Genomic DNA, 14,987 nt, shown 5'->3' with positions numbered 1-14,987 from the left:
AGCTTCTGCCAGTAAAGATAGCGTGCATGCATCAGTAACTACGACAGATAAGGCCGGTAACTCAGCCACTGCAGAAACCGATCATATCTATAGTATTGATACTAAAATTGATGCTGAAATTACCATTACCAAGATTGCTGAAGACGATGTGATTAATGCAACCGAAGCTAAAGGCCAAGTTGCTATATCAGGTACGGTAGATAAAGACGTTAAAGCGGGTGATATTGTTCATCTGACAGTGGATGGCAAAGACTTAGGCTCGGCAATAGTTAAGGCTGATCTGACTTGGACTGTCCAAGTTGATGGAGCTACTTTAGCTTCTGCCAGCAAAGATAGCGTGCATGCGTCGGTAACCGCCACAGATAAAGCAGGTAACACTAAGACTGCCGAAACGGATCATGTTTACTCAATAGATACTCAAATCGCTGCCGCTATCACTATTACTCACATTGCTGAAGATGATGTGATTAATGCGACTGAAGCCAAAGGGAAAGTCACGGTATCTGGTACCGTTGGCGCTGATGTAAAAGCGGGCGATATTGTTCATCTGACAGTGGATGGCAAAGACTTAGGCTCGGCAACGGTTAACACTGATCTTACTTGGTCGACCCAAGTTGATGGCGCAACTTTGACATCAGCCAGCAAAGATAGCGTTCATGCGTCGGTAACCGCCACAGATAAAGCGGGTAACTCTGCGACTGCAGAAACCGATCATATTTACTCAATAGATACCAAAATAGATGCTGAAATTACAATTAATTCAATTACAGCTGATAACGTCATTAATATGGCTGAGCGTCAACAAACAATTAAAGTCTCAGGTGCTGTCGGTAAAGATGTGCAAGAAGGGGATTTGGTAACAATCAAAATTGCTGGTAAAAATTACACAACAAAAGTTGATGCTCAACACCATTGGTCAGTCGGTATTAGTGGTACGGTGCTAGCTAATGCAGATACCGATACGATTTTTGCAAGTGTGACAACTCATGATGCAGCGGGAAACACTGCTGTTGCAAATACTTCGCATGTCTATCAAGTCAGTGATATTAAAGTTGGGATCACAATCGATCCTGTCACCGGTGATAATATCATTGACGCGACCGAGTCAACTTCTGATAAATCTATTGCTATAACAGGCCATGTTAGTGGTAATGCTAAAGTAGGTGATATCGTAGAGCTTCATCTAGGTAGTCAGAATCTATTGACCAAAGTGATTGATACATCTTCAGGACTAGGGTTTAGTACAAGTGTAGCGACAAGCGAAATTGATGACTTAATTAATCAAAGCTCAGGTAGGCTCGATGTTTCTGCAACCATCAAGATTTCTAATGCTTATGGTGATGCTGCTAGTGCTCATACAAGTGAAATTGTGACGGCTGAAGGGTTAGTTGAAGAGTATCCAAGTACTTCTGACAATATTTCAGGTACACCGTTTAAAGATATTATCTTTGCCGATGATGATAAGCCGGATATGGTATCCCAAGCAACTGACATATCAGTTGTTTTAGATGTTTCAGGATCTATGAGTGCTGCACCTATTACGGCTAGTGTACTAGGAATGAAGCCTGATGAAGATAGTGTTCATGTCTATTTTAAGATGAAAGATGGTTATGTCTACGATGGCAACATGACTCGTGAATATTTAAATAGTACAGCTTATGAATTAAGTCCGCTAGAGATTGAATATCCAGGTATCACCGTGACGCATCAGGATCATTCTGTCGATTATATATATCCGGATAAAATACCTAATCGTTTAGATATTGCTAAAGAGTCTATTTTGTTGCTTGAGCATAATATTGAAAGCGATATGCTTAAATATCGAGCTCATGACATTGATAAAGTAACCTTTAATTTAGTGACTTTTGATTATGAAATAAGACTTGATACTCATTTTCATTGGGATGGGAAAACTGAGCAGTTTGTTAATGCTGATGGTAAAACCATGACTCAAGTTTTTGAGGCTGTAAAGCCTGAAGGTGGTACTGATTATGATGCTGCGCTAACTAAAGCGTTGAAAGATTTTTCAGATCCAAAAGCTCGAAATATTTTATATTTTGTGAGCGATGGCGATGATAATAATGGATTATCGACCGCAACTATAACTCAAGCGGTTGGTGCACAGCATATTAAAGATACGCATCCTGAAATTGTGACTATTGCAGTATCGAAAGATGTTAGAACTCATATTTTACAAGACATTGCAGCGATGGGGGAAGGTTATAAATCCGATGATTCAGGTCAAAGTCATTTTGTAAAAGTGGTTAATCCAGATCAGTTAAAAGAGGTCTTTTTAAGCGAATCTGAAAAACTTATGTCTGGTAACGATACCGTCAATGCCGGTGCGGGAGATGATATCGTTATTTCAGATATTATTGATTTTGATTGGTTAAAAGCGCAAATCAAAGGAACACCTGTAAACGATAAGATTATTGATTTAATTGAACAAGCAGCATCTGAGCAAAATGGTCATCAGGTTGATAAACAGAGTGACGAGTTTTACGATTATGTAAAAGATCATATCAGCCAATTAACCAATGAAAATCAGAATTTTTATGGTAATGACACCGTTAATGGTGGTGATGGTAACGATCTGTTATTTACAGGTGGTGGTCGTGATATTGTTAATGGACAAGCGGGAAATGATGTCATTAATACGGGATCAGACGATGATACCGTATTAACTGGTCAAGGTACGGATACAATCACTACCGGTGACGGTCAAGATACTATCGTGATAGTAAAAGAGGCTCAACAAGAGAGCTTTAACAGTATCATTACTGACTTCACAGGGCAGGATAAAATCGATTTATCTCAATTATTGAACAATAACACCAGTATTGACAATATCCTGAATAACGTAAGTTCTGCTAGCATTAAAAATGATGAATTGGTTATTGATTTTAAAGGTAATAATGAAAAGAAAATTACTATTGAGCATATAAGCCAGAGTTATAATGATCTCGGTAGCTCGACCCATGACATTATAAATAACTTATTTGATCACCAAGTTTTTAATGTTGACCATAATTCATAGATAAAAAATGCCTACGTAATGTAGGCATTTTTTTATGGTTAGAAATTATCTTTCCATAAACGAAGTTGTTTAAATACTTCATCCTCATTATCACATGAATGGTGACAATATTGTTCTACCGCTGTTTTAACACTATATTGCTGGCATCGTAAAAAAGGATTAATGTCTTTTTCAAGGCCAATTGTACTTGGTAACGATGGTAAGCCTAATTCTAGTTGTTGGATTACCCATTGTTGGTAATCTATTAAGGCTTGATTATTAGGTTCAACAGCAAGTGCAAATTTAATGTTCGCTAGAGTATACTCGTGGGCACAGTATACTTTTGTGGTGTCAGCTAGTTTTGTGAGCTCAGTTAAGGAATATAACATCTGTTTTGCCGTCCCTTCAAACAGACGGCCACAGCCCACACTGAACAGAGTATCCCCACAAAATAAAGCACCCTGAATATGGTAACCAATATGACCAGATGTATGGCCAGGAATAGCGATTACATCAACAATGTCATTTAAAAATTCAAGTTTAAAATGCTCATTACCTGAGAAAGGACGGTTAACGCCATTAATCTGCTCATGGGCTGGACCATAAACAGGTAGATTATTACCCGCAAAATCTTGTAACTCACTTATTCCCTGAGTGTGATCCCAGTGGTGGTGTGTAATCAGAATGCCTGCTAGATTAAGACCAAGCTGAGTAACAGTGCTAATAACAGCGTTTGCTTCGCCTGGATCAACAACATAAGCAAAATTATTTTCAGTTTCGTTAATCAACCAGATATAGTTATCATCAAGAGCTTTGATTGGTATTATCGATAACATGGTTTATCCCTTTAAGCACTAATATTGGCTTATCTTACCTCTAGTTAGTCGCTTTTGATAGGTAAGAGTAATGGCTTAACAAGCTGGAGGTTTCGTGGTTGAGTTTAGAAAGTATAAAGTGCCTACAGATTGGGGGCAAATGCCTCAAGGTGAACAAATTCAGCAAGTGGTAAACCAACAACTCGCGCCATGGTGGCCAAAGGTGTTTGGTTATAATTTGGCTAAAATTGGTGAATTATCAGCCTCACTTGATACTCAGTTATCCAGTGTGAAATACCATTTTTCAATCACTCAAACGCCAAGTAATGCCAGTATCGAAGCCTTACCTGCTGATCTACCTCTACAAAGTAATTGTATTGATGCAGTGCTTATGTGCTTGCAACTAGAGTTTGAACAAGATCCTTATCGTGTATTACGTGAAATAGATCGGGTTATTATTAGTGGTGGTTACCTTTTTCTTGTAGGAATTAATCCGATAAGCCCAATGATATTTGGCAAAGTTTTACCCAAGTACCAACAACAAATACCTTGGAATGGTCAGTTTTTTATGCCATCAAGGGTACAAGACTGGTTAGGGGTACTGGGCTTTAAAGTGATAGCAGATCAACGATTTGTATACCATCACCTATTTAGCCAAGTGAATGATAATAATATCTGGCAGTATTCGTTAAAATCATGGTTACCGAGTGCCGCAAGTTTCTATCTTATTGTCGCTCGAAAGCTTGATTGTCCTTTGACTCCGATAAAAAAAGAACGTAGAGCCTATCGCCAAAGTTGGTCGCCTTCAGCAAATGCAGGGCGAGAAAGTAATATGAAGAAGTCTAAATGAGAATTACCTTAAAACAATTAGCTGTTTTTGACGCGGTGGCGCGAACATCGCAAGTTGCGAAAGCTGCTTTACAACTAAATTTGTCATCGCCAGCCGTTTCAATGGCCTTGTCTGAATTAGAAAAACAATTAAATGTGAAATTATTTGAACGCATCGGCAATAGGCTTCATCTTAATGCACAGGGGAATCAACTACTACCATTAGCTATTGATGTTTTACACCGTGTAGAGCAGATTGAGCATGTATATAATCAAGATAGTTTAGATTTAACTGGGCAATTAAGTGTTGCAGCTAGTACCACTGTAGGCAATTATATTGTCGCTAAAAAAGCGGTTTGCTTTTCACAACAGCATCCTCAAACGCAAGTTGATGTGAATATTACTAATAGCCAAGATGTGGTTGATAGCATTATTAATTGCATTAGCGAGGTTGGCTATATAGAAGGGCATTGCACTGATAATCGAGTGGATGTTAAGCGTTGGCATAGTGATAAACTGGTTATATTTACAACGCTTGATGATCCTTTAGCGGGGCAAACAGTTACTGCTCAACAACTCCAAGCAAAGCCTTGGGTCATGCGTGAGCTTGGATCTGGCACCCGTGAGGTATTTTTAAATGAAACTCATAAATTAGATTTACAGCCCCAAATAAAATACAGCTTTAGTACGCCTGAAGCGATAAAAATTGCGGTTCAACAAGGTGCTGGTTATGGCGTGCTGTCTGAATTAGCAATTTCTGCTGATATTGAACGAGGGGAATTTGCAGTTATTAAAGTAAAGGGGCTGTCATTAACTCGGCAGTTCTACCAAATAACTCACAAAAACCGCCAAGTTAGCTCATTAGCACAAGCATTTATCAATTATTGTAAAACGATTAATTAATCAGCTGTTGCTTGATAACCTATATCTGCTTGGGTAGGTTTTGCTTCTGCTGCAAGTCGGGCGAGTTGATCGCAACGCTCATTCTCTATATGACCAGCATGACCTTTGACCCATTGCCAATCTATGTCATGTAATTGACTTGCAGCATCAAGTCTTTGCCAAAGATCGACATTTTTAACCGGTGTTTTAGCTGCCGTTTGCCAATTACGCTTCTTCCAATTGTGGATCCATTGGGTGATCCCTTGTCGCATATATTGACTATCACTCACTAATACCACTTTACAGGAAATTTTTAATGCTTCTAAAGCAATAATAGGGGCAAGTAGCTCCATCCGATTATTGGTGGTGAGTTGAAATCCATCCGATAATTCTTTGGTATGAACTTTATATTTCATTACAATACCATAGCCGCCAGGACCAGGATTGCCCAGACAAGAACCATCAGTAAAAATATGAATAAGTTTTTTTTCTGTCATTAAATGGTTACCATAAACGCAAGTGCGCAGAGTATACCTAAATAGAGAGTTAAGTTGTAAATTATGAACATCATTTCAAGTGCGAGTCGACAGGTTATTCTTGATACCGAAACAACTGGTATGAATCAAGGTGCTGGTCCTATTTATCAAGGTCATCGAATCATTGAAATTGGTTGTGTTGAAGTGATTAACCGTCGCCTAACAGGTAGACATTATCATCAATATATCAATCCAAATATGTTAATTGATGAAGAAGCAATTGCAGTTCATGGTATTACAGATGCTTATGTCGCTAATATGCCAAAATTCTCTGAGATAGCCAGTGAGTTTATTGCATTTATTGATGGTGCTGAAATTGTGGCTCATAACGCGTCGTTCGACGTCAGCTTTATGGATCATGAATTTTCAATGTTACAACCTAGAGGACCAGTAACAACAGATATCTGTCAGGTACTCGATTCTCTTGAAATTGCAAAATACTTGCACCCAGGTCAGAAGAACAACCTTGATGCATTATGTAAGCGTTATGGTATTGATAACTCAAAACGTGATTTACACGGGGCGTTACTCGATGCTGAGATCTTAGCTGACGTTTATTTAGTGATGACGGGTGGTCAAACTAAATTTAATTTGACCAACGAAGCTGCGGGGCAAGAAGGTGGTGGGATAAATCGTTTACCAAAACATCGAAATCCACTTAAAGTGATCGCCGCTTCTGCCGATGAAATAAGTATGCATGAACAGCGCCTTGATTTAGTCGCGAAATCGGGAGCTTGTATTTGGCGAGGATAACATTTGTTTAAACGGAATTTTTCTACAGGATGTAGTGCTTTATTGTTAACCCAAGCGCTAATTTTTAGTGATGTCGTTAGCGCAGAGTCAGAACCAAGCGTAAGCCCTGCAAACGCAATTGAGCTCCAGCATACGTTCAGATTAGATCATATGCTGGACAAAGTTATTTTTGTAGTAAAACGCAATTATGGTTCAACCGCTGTCATCTTAATTTTACCTGATGGCACGAAATGGTTTGAAGATAAGCACCCTGACAACGTTAAATGGGCTACAGGCCCTACAGGTGATTTAATCGAAATAACGTCTCCGCCCAACGGTCCATGGCAATTAATTGGCGATATTGCTGATGGCTCAAGCTTAGAAAAAATATCCTCTCTTGATGTTAATGTCGAACCTTTACCACAGCCGCTTTATCAAAATGAAGTGATTGCAATTAATGCACATTTGGTCGGTGATAACAAGCTCGTCAATATTCCTGGTATGGATTATATCGTTAATTGGAATGGTAAATTTTTAAGCCAAAATACGGCAGGTGACGACAACCTTGGTGCAGGTCCATATATTGTTAATCGTTATATTGACAATGGTACGGAGCAAGATAAAAAACCGAGTGATGGTGTCTTTACCAGTACGATGGATTTAATCTATCCATGGGGTAATTATGAGTTTGAATTAAAAGCTTCAAATGCAATATTTGATCGGTTATTTAATCAAAAATTTAGATTATCGAAAATGCCATTAACCGCTGAAATCATTGAGCCGGAAAAAGCCGGAGAAAATGATTGGAAACTTAAGATAACTGTTGATGATGGTGAAATAAAAGTTATTGACACTTATTTTCAAATGAATGTCATGTTACCGAATGGATTTTCAATTCCATTTAATAAACAATTAGATAATGATAAGTCAATTTTAATTCCTATTCCAGATATCAAAAATTATGGTAATTATAAAGTCGATGGTCTGGTCGCCAGTACAACTTATGATGGCCGGCAAATAAAATTAAAGTTACCTGAGCTCTACTTTTCGCATGAGGCTCCACCGCCACCAAAGCCATCCGCTGAAGAGTTGGCAATGATTGCCGAACATAAAGCGGAACAAAAAGCCGCTCTGGAGGCTAAAGCACAAACTGATAAAGCCATAACAATTGTGATTGCTGTTAATATTGTTATTTTAGTATTAGGCCTATTGTTTTTTGGTGTCAGGAAATTATTAAAGTCACGTGCAGCTAAAAAGGCATTAGCAGCAGAAACTGAAGCAGCTAATATTGAGCAAACTAAATCTGAGACTAAAGAGAAACAAACTGAAAAGAGTCCAGATGAGACAAAAGACACTGAGACAAAAGATAGTGCAGATACTGATAGTGAAGCGGAAGATAAAGCAAACGTTGCTTAATGTGGTTTGTTTTTGAGCGGTTTGGTTGTTATTTGATTTACTGCGCTAAGAGTTTAAAATTTTTGTTGACCTCAATGTGAGTCGTCAGTATTATTCGTTCCATCAAGTGGAGCGGTAGTTCAGTTGGTTAGAATACCGGCCTGTCACGCCGGGGGTCGCGGGTTCGAGTCCCGTCCGCTCCGCCAGATACAAAGAAGCCTTGTCAGCAATGACGAGGCTTTTTTGTATCTGTTTTTTGATATCTATTTTAAGTGTTTTGTTTTGACCCGCGAACGGGTTCAACTAATTCAAGATCATGTCCACAGCGCCAGTACACCTCAAGTTTGTCAGCAATGGCGAGGCTTTTTTGTATCTGTTATTTGATATCTACCTCAAGCATTCTGCTTTGACCCACGAGCGGGTTCAACTAATTCAAAGTCATCTTCTTGTGATAATTATCCTTCATGCTTAATCAAAAACTCTTGTTTTTGGTTACTGTAAGTTAAGTCCTAAAATAATAAATAACAATGATGTTTTTTATACCTAGATTAATTAGTGATCAAGAAGCATTAACTATCAGGTTTAGGTGAAATTTTCGATATTTAATATTGAAATTGGAATGACTTTCAGCATTAATTTTCGAGGAATACTTGCGCAGCATTAAGTATCGTAAATATATATTTGTCGGTAGATTATGCTTTAAAGTGTAGTTGTTGTGAGTGTTTTGTTTGTTTTTATTTATTTTTTATAAACATGTGACCTAGCTAAAAAAAAATATTTTAAGTCGGCTCAAGCTTGAGGTAGAGTAGCGCACCTTTTGAATTTTATTGCTAGCATTGATACTGCTGGTGGAGTTAGAGTCTTGGATTTAACGTTGTATGTTAAATTTTTTCTGGGTTTAGTTGCCATTATCAACCCAGTAGGTTTATTGCCTGTTTTTGTAAGCTTAACAAGTCATCAAACAGAGCTTGATCGTAACCAAACCGCCAAAGTGGCAAACTTTGCGGTGGTTATTATTCTATTAGTGACCATTTTTGCAGGTCAGCATATTTTGAATATGTTTAGCATCTCACTATCAGCGTTTAGAATTGCTGGCGGTAGTTTGATTGCCATTATTGCACTATCGATGTTGCAAGGTAAACTTGGTGAAGTTAAGCGTAACAAAGAAGAAGATCGTGAAGCATCAGCAATGGAATCAGTGGCCGTAGTACCATTAGCGTTGCCGTTAATGGCAGGGCCTGGCGCAATCAGTTCAGTGATTGTTTCAGCTGCAGAGCATGGCACGATTATTAACTTATTGGGTATGTCTGTTGCGGTTATTATTTTTGGCTTGCTGAGTTTTACATTATTTAGAATGGCAGGTGTTATCTATAAGATTTTAGGTAAAACCGGTATTAACGTGATTACACGTTTAATGGGTCTAATTATGTTATCTATCGGTATTGAAATTATGGGGGCGGGCTTTAAAGGCATGTTCCCAAGTTTACTCGGATAGACTAGCCGCATAATAAAAAAACGCGCATTGGCGCGTTTTATGGGTGACATTAGATAAGTTAATAATTGGCGTGTAAATCTTGTAAACTATTAGCGTTTGCGCTGAACAGTTGTTGATGCAGCTTGGCTGCAAATTCATCCGTCATCCCTGAGATATAATCACAAATAACTCGCATTGGGTTAGCGCCTGTTTGTTTGGCATTAAGCCAACGTTGTTGGGTTGGTAACGGCAGTAAACGTTGCGGATCAGATGCAAATGCCTCAAATAACTCCATCACAATTTGCTGGCCTTTGTATTCAATAATTTGTACTTCAGGCTTTCTCACCACATATTGATAAACAAATTGTTTAAATGCGTCTAAACAGTGCTGAAAATCTGCATTTAGCTTGGCATTGTAGCGTAGTAATGGCTCTTCAAAATCAGGATCTTCATCGATAGTAATTGCGGTAACAAAACCATTCACTAAAGTGCCAATAGCATCTTTACGAATATGGTGAGGGCTATTAAAAAGTCTATCGCCCAGGTTAGCAAATTCATCATTAATCCATGGATCTGGATTATCAGCTAAGGCTATAGCGACTGTTTGTTGCCATTGTTGATAATTAACAATGCCCATTACGATAGCGTCTTCTAAATCGTGTACTGCATAAGCAATATCGTCAGCAAGCTCCATGATTGAACAATCTAATGATTTAAAACAGGTACGTTTATGAGGATGTTTATTGGCACTGGCAGCATGCATAAAGCGTTGTTTATCTTGGGCAGATAGTGGTGCCAATACCCAATCTAATCTGTCTTTATCATCATCAAATATGGCTTTTACTGGTGCCCATTGATCTGGTTTCAATTGACGATAGTTAACCACGTCAGGCTGAGCTATGGTTGATTTTAATTGCTGGTATAGCGCTGGGTATTTGAGCATGCCTAATAAGGTTCGGCGACACAGATTCATACCATAATCTTGGGTATAGGGTTCTAATCTGGTCAAAATTCTAAATGTTTGGCCATTACCTTCAAAACCACCATCATTGCGCATCATATAATTAAGTGCGACTTCACCACCATGGCCAAAAGGTGGGTGACCGATATCATGTGCTAGGCAAAGCGATTCAATTAAGCTCATTGAGTCGAGCAAATGATGTAATTGTGGATGTTTTTGTTTGAGCTGTGCTGTAATGCCTGTGCCTATTTGTGAGACTTCTAAAGAGTGGGTGAGGCGGGTGCGGTAGAAATCATTCATACCAACACCCAATACTTGGGTTTTGGCCTGCAGGCGTCTAAATGCTGCTGAATGTAATATCCGTGCTCGGTCACGTTGAAACGGGCTGCGATTATCATTACGTCGATGCTTATCTTCACCATATAAGCGTTGTTGCCAATCATGGGTGAGCATAGGATTTCCTTACCTAGAGTAAGCGGTTAATTTCATCTAAATTAAGCGTGAAACTTGGAACAAAGCATGTCATAAAATAGGCAACTGCAGGTTCTGGGTTATCATCAATACTTTGTTTTAGGCGTTTTTCAGCGGTAGAAAACTCGTGATTACCAGCTTTGCGTTCTTCTAAACATTTTAAATAAGCACATAATGTATCAGCAGCTTTAACGAGTTTTTCATATTCATGGGTGATAAGTTGACTATCAATCAACTCTGCGTAATCCTCACGAAACTCTGGTGGCACCATATCGAGTAAACGTTGTTCAGCAATATGTTCGATCTTTTTGTATTCGGCTTCAATTTCTTTGTTAAAATATTTCACAGGAGTAGGAAGGTCTCCCGTTAACACTTCACTGCAATCGTGAAAAATTGCCATTGTTGCAGTCTTAAAAGGGTCTAAGTTGCCATCAAATTTTTTGTTCTTAATCAGACAAAGAGCATGGGCAACCATTGCAACTTGGAGTGAATGCTCTTGAACATTTTCAGTTCGAATATTAAACATTAGCGGCCAACGTTGAATGAGCTTCATACGGGCTAAATGGGCAAAAAGATGACTCATTTTATCCTCCATAATTTTTGTTTTAGCATAGCTGATCTATAGATACAAAAACAGCGACTAATCAGTCGCTGTTTTATAAATATATATTTGATTACTGCTTATAAGTTTCTAAAAACTCAGCAAAACCGCCGATCGCCTTTTCTAAATCTTCTTTATAAGGTAAGAACACGACACGAAGATGATCGGGTTCTGGCCAATTAAATGCACTACCATGAACCAATAGGATTTTTTTATCTCTTAGAAGATCGAGTACTAGGCGCTCATCATCCATCAAATTAAACTTTTTAGTGTCAAGTTTTGGGAATGCGTACATTGCCCCTTTAGGTTTTTTGACACTCACACCAGGAATTTGATTCAGGAGTTCGAAACAGGTATCGCGCTGCACCGTTAATCGTCCTGAGGGCAAAATTAGCTCATTGATGCTCTGGTAACCTCCTAGTGCTGTTTGAATCGCATGTTGGTTCGGTACGTTAGCGCATAGACGCATTGAAGATAACATTTCTAAGCCTTCAACGTAGCTGCTGGCGTTTTTAAGGTTGCCAGATAACATCATCCAACCAATACGGAAGCCAGCGACTCTATAAGCCTTAGATAGTCCGTTAAAGGTTACGGTTAGAATATCATCAGACAAGCTTGCAGAAGGAATATGTACCGCATCGTCATATAGAATCTTGTCATAAATTTCGTCAGAAAATAGCACTAAGTTGTGTTGGCGACATAATTCAATCACTTCAAGAATTAATTCTTTAGTATAAACAGCACCTGTTGGATTATTAGGATTGATTAATACAATGCCACGAGTACGAGAGCTGATTTTAGATTTGATATCGTCTATATCTGGAAACCAATCCGCCTCTTCGTCACAACGGTAATGTTGGGCCTTACCGCCTGCTAAATTAACTGCAGCTGTCCATAGTGGATAATCAGGAGAGGGCACCAATACCTCATCACCTGAGTTTAAAAGTCCTTGCATTGCCATAACGATCAGTTCGGACACGCCATTACCAATATAGATATCTTCAATATCAACCCCAAAAATACCTTGAGCTTGGTAGTGTTGTACAATGGCCTTACGGGCAGAAAACAAACCTTTTGATTCACAATAGCCTTGTGAGGTAGGTAAGTTTAAAATCACATCACGGACAATCTCTTCAGGCGCTTCAAAGCCGAAAGGTGCTGGGTTACCAATATTCAGTTTTAGGATCCTGTGGCCTTCATCTTCTAGACGGCGCGCTTCTTTATGAACAGGTCCTCTAATATCGTAACAAACAGAATCTAATTTATTTGATTTAAAAATTGGCGGCATCTAAATAAACCTCAAAAGGGACAGCAATACTGTGCAATGGCATCAAATTATCTGATTTGTAATAAAAAAGCGAATATAAAAATAAAATATTTGAACTCAAATTAGCTGGATATGCTGCAATGTTAAATAAATCACAAAACCAATAGAGTATCCTACTGTTATGTCGGTATATTTCAGTGTGTATATCTTCATATGGGCAGTGTGCAACACGCTTGTACTAGTCACCTTTATAATCGTTATATTTGTAAATTAGATGTAGTTAAAATATTTATTTGGCAAATACGCTTTGATATTGATAAATCGCATAAAAACTATGAAATTATTCATATTTTTTAACTAAAAATGCTAATTAATTGTTGACTCGAATAGCAATGCGCATTATTTTTTGCGCGATGTTTTTAGCTCGGCAAAAACAATCGCAATAAACCTCATTATTGCCTCATGCGGTATGCCTAATAAAAAGCAGAAATTGGTTAGATTTATCTTGATAGATCAACCTTAAGCTTACCCATGCCTTTCGATAGGCTGTTTTATAGAGGACCTAAGTGCATGTCAGATCCGACAGCGTTAAGTCTTATTCCACCAGTGGTGGTATTGGTGTTAGCCATTTGGCTGCGCCGCCCAATCCTTTCTTTGATTATTGGTGCCTTAGTTGGTTTGGCCTTATATCAACCCACGCAGATATTAAATAATTTTGCTTCTACCTCATTGAATGTTATGTCCGATGAAACCATAGGATGGTTGATTTTGGTATGTGGCAGCTTTGGTGCGTTAATTGCCTTATTAGTTCGTACTGGCGGGGCATTGGCATTTGGTCGCAAAGCGCTTAAATATGCAAAAGGGCCCAAATCATCATTGATGATGACCTTTATTCTAGGCACGCTAATCTTTATTGATGATTACTTAAATGCATTAACCGTTGGCGAAACCATGAAACGTGTGACTGACAGATATAAAGTCTCACGTGAAATGCTTGCCTATGTAGTTGATTCTACTGCAGCCCCTATCTGTGTGTTAGTACCTTTATCTACTTGGGCTGTATTCTTTGGTGGTTTGTTAGTTGATAACGGTATAGGTAGCAAAGGGGAAGGGATTACTGTTTATATGCAAGCTATTCCATACATGTTCTATGCATGGTTGGCTGTGTTAATGGTTATTTTAGTGATTCTAGGTGTTATTCCTGCTTTTGGACCAATGAAAGTCGCGCAAGAACGTGCGTTGGCGGGCGATCCGGCATTAAAACAAGTCAATTTGGATGATGTACAAACATCTGATGAATATGCAGTAAAAGCCATGGAGGAGGAGTTTAGTTTAGCTGACAATAAAGGCAAACTTTATAACTTCTTAATACCTATCGGTTTACTGATTGGTTTTACAATCTATTTCGAAGTTGATATTTGGAAAGGCATGTTAGTGACTCTAGCGATTACACTTCCTTTCTATGCCGTGCAAAAGCTGATGACACTAGCTGAAATGATGGAACAAATGCTCGATGGTTTTAAGAGCATGTTACCCGCTATTGGTACGGTAATTGCCGCATTTATTTTTAAAGATGTGTGCGATAAATTACAGTTGACTCATTATGTCATTGATAGCTTAAGTCCATTTATGACGCCTAAATTATTGCCTGCAGTTGTGTTTGTTGCTATGGCTTTATTGGCATTTGCAACGGGGTCTAGTTGGGGGATTTTTGCTGTAACAATTCCAATTGTTATGCCATTAGCTATTGCTGTTGGAGCTGATATTCCATTAGTGATTGGTGCCTTAATGTCGGCATCTTCATTTGGAAGTCAAGCTTGTTTCTATTCCGACTCAACCGTGTTAGCAGCACAAGGATCAGACTGTAACTTAGTTAGCCACGCGGTGACACAGTTACCTTATGCATTAATCTGTGCGTTTATAACTTTGATCATTTTGCTACTAGTGGCATAGCTTATAAGCTTAATTTAGTTATAAAAAAACCAGTGCAATGCACTGGTTTTTTATTA

Annotated in this window: 12 protein-coding genes and 1 tRNA gene; 8 read left to right on the top strand and 5 right to left on the bottom strand. The window is 38.6% G+C overall.

All coding sequences use genetic code 11. The features are described 5' to 3' along the window. On the top strand, positions 1-3,037 hold a 3,037-nt coding region (locus tag JCM15074_RS06305; protein ID WP_025820456.1), incomplete at its 5' end, for an Ig-like domain-containing protein. A 38-nt stretch (positions 3,038-3,075) separates the two neighbouring features. Here JCM15074_RS06305 and gloB read toward each other — a convergent pair. Beyond that, complete coding sequence (gene gloB, locus JCM15074_RS06300) at positions 3,076-3,852, bottom strand: hydroxyacylglutathione hydrolase (RefSeq protein ID WP_025820455.1); 777 nt, start codon at positions 3,850-3,852, stop codon at positions 3,076-3,078. A gap of 139 nt (positions 3,853-3,991) precedes the next feature. Between gloB and JCM15074_RS06295 the strand changes: the two genes are divergently transcribed. Both JCM15074_RS06295 and JCM15074_RS06290 read left to right on the top strand, forming a co-directional pair. Next, a complete protein-coding gene (locus JCM15074_RS06295; protein WP_051536844.1) occupies positions 3,992-4,681 on the top strand; it encodes a methyltransferase domain-containing protein in 690 nt (229 codons plus the stop codon). Next, positions 4,678-5,562 (top strand): LysR substrate-binding domain-containing protein, encoded by an 885-nt coding sequence (locus JCM15074_RS06290; RefSeq protein ID WP_025820453.1) that lies wholly within the window; start codon positions 4,678-4,680, stop codon positions 5,560-5,562. The genes JCM15074_RS06295 and JCM15074_RS06290 overlap by 4 nt, the downstream gene beginning before the upstream one ends. Here JCM15074_RS06290 and rnhA read toward each other — a convergent pair. Further along, positions 5,559-6,038, bottom strand: a complete 480-nt coding sequence (gene rnhA, locus JCM15074_RS06285) for a ribonuclease HI (RefSeq protein ID WP_025820452.1) — start codon at positions 6,036-6,038, stop codon at positions 5,559-5,561. The two genes, JCM15074_RS06290 and rnhA, sit on opposite strands and share 4 nt — an antisense overlap. 63 nt (positions 6,039-6,101) lie before the next feature. On the opposite strand from rnhA, the gene dnaQ reads away from it, so the two are divergent. The 4 genes from dnaQ to JCM15074_RS06265 all read left to right on the top strand — a co-directional run bounded on the left by dnaQ (position 6,102) and on the right by JCM15074_RS06265 (position 9,699). Then, positions 6,102-6,830, top strand: coding sequence for a DNA polymerase III subunit epsilon (gene dnaQ, locus JCM15074_RS06280; protein WP_025820451.1), 729 nt, complete (start codon positions 6,102-6,104; stop codon positions 6,828-6,830). Between the two features lie 3 nt (positions 6,831-6,833). Continuing rightward, a complete protein-coding gene (locus tag JCM15074_RS06275) occupies positions 6,834-8,225 on the top strand; it encodes a TIGR03503 family protein (protein ID WP_148300740.1) in 1,392 nt (463 codons plus the stop codon). A gap of 108 nt (positions 8,226-8,333) precedes the next feature. Continuing rightward, positions 8,334-8,410 (top strand) — tRNA-Asp (locus JCM15074_RS06270). Between the two features lie 656 nt (positions 8,411-9,066). Next, the gene (locus JCM15074_RS06265) at positions 9,067-9,699 is read left to right on the top strand and encodes a YchE family NAAT transporter (RefSeq protein WP_025820449.1); all 633 of its coding nucleotides are present in this window, start codon (positions 9,067-9,069) and stop codon (positions 9,697-9,699) included. Between the two features lie 58 nt (positions 9,700-9,757). Here JCM15074_RS06265 and JCM15074_RS06260 read toward each other — a convergent pair whose 3' ends face one another. The 3 genes from JCM15074_RS06260 to JCM15074_RS06250 all read right to left on the bottom strand — a co-directional run bounded on the left by JCM15074_RS06260 (position 9,758) and on the right by JCM15074_RS06250 (position 12,999). Continuing rightward, on the bottom strand, positions 9,758-11,092 hold the full coding sequence (locus tag JCM15074_RS06260) for an anti-phage deoxyguanosine triphosphatase (protein WP_025820448.1): 1,335 nt from the start codon (positions 11,090-11,092) through the stop codon (positions 9,758-9,760). A gap of 13 nt (positions 11,093-11,105) precedes the next feature. Continuing rightward, positions 11,106-11,693, bottom strand: a complete 588-nt coding sequence (gene yfbR, locus JCM15074_RS06255; RefSeq protein ID WP_025820447.1) for a 5'-deoxynucleotidase — start codon at positions 11,691-11,693, stop codon at positions 11,106-11,108. Positions 11,694-11,784: 91 nt separating this feature from the next. Then, a complete protein-coding gene (locus tag JCM15074_RS06250) occupies positions 11,785-12,999 on the bottom strand; it encodes a pyridoxal phosphate-dependent aminotransferase (protein ID WP_025820446.1) in 1,215 nt (404 codons plus the stop codon). Between the two features lie 549 nt (positions 13,000-13,548). Between JCM15074_RS06250 and JCM15074_RS06240 the strand changes: the two genes are divergently transcribed. Continuing rightward, entirely contained in the window at positions 13,549-14,931 is a 1,383-nt protein-coding gene (locus JCM15074_RS06240) for a Na+/H+ antiporter NhaC family protein (RefSeq protein WP_025820445.1), read from the top strand. Positions 14,932-14,987 lie beyond the last annotated feature (56 nt).

The sequence above is a fragment of the Shewanella marina JCM 15074 genome, assembly GCF_000614975.1.
Lineage (GTDB): Bacteria > Pseudomonadota > Gammaproteobacteria > Enterobacterales > Shewanellaceae > Shewanella > Shewanella marina.
This window is presented reverse-complemented; position numbering and strand designations above follow the sequence as displayed.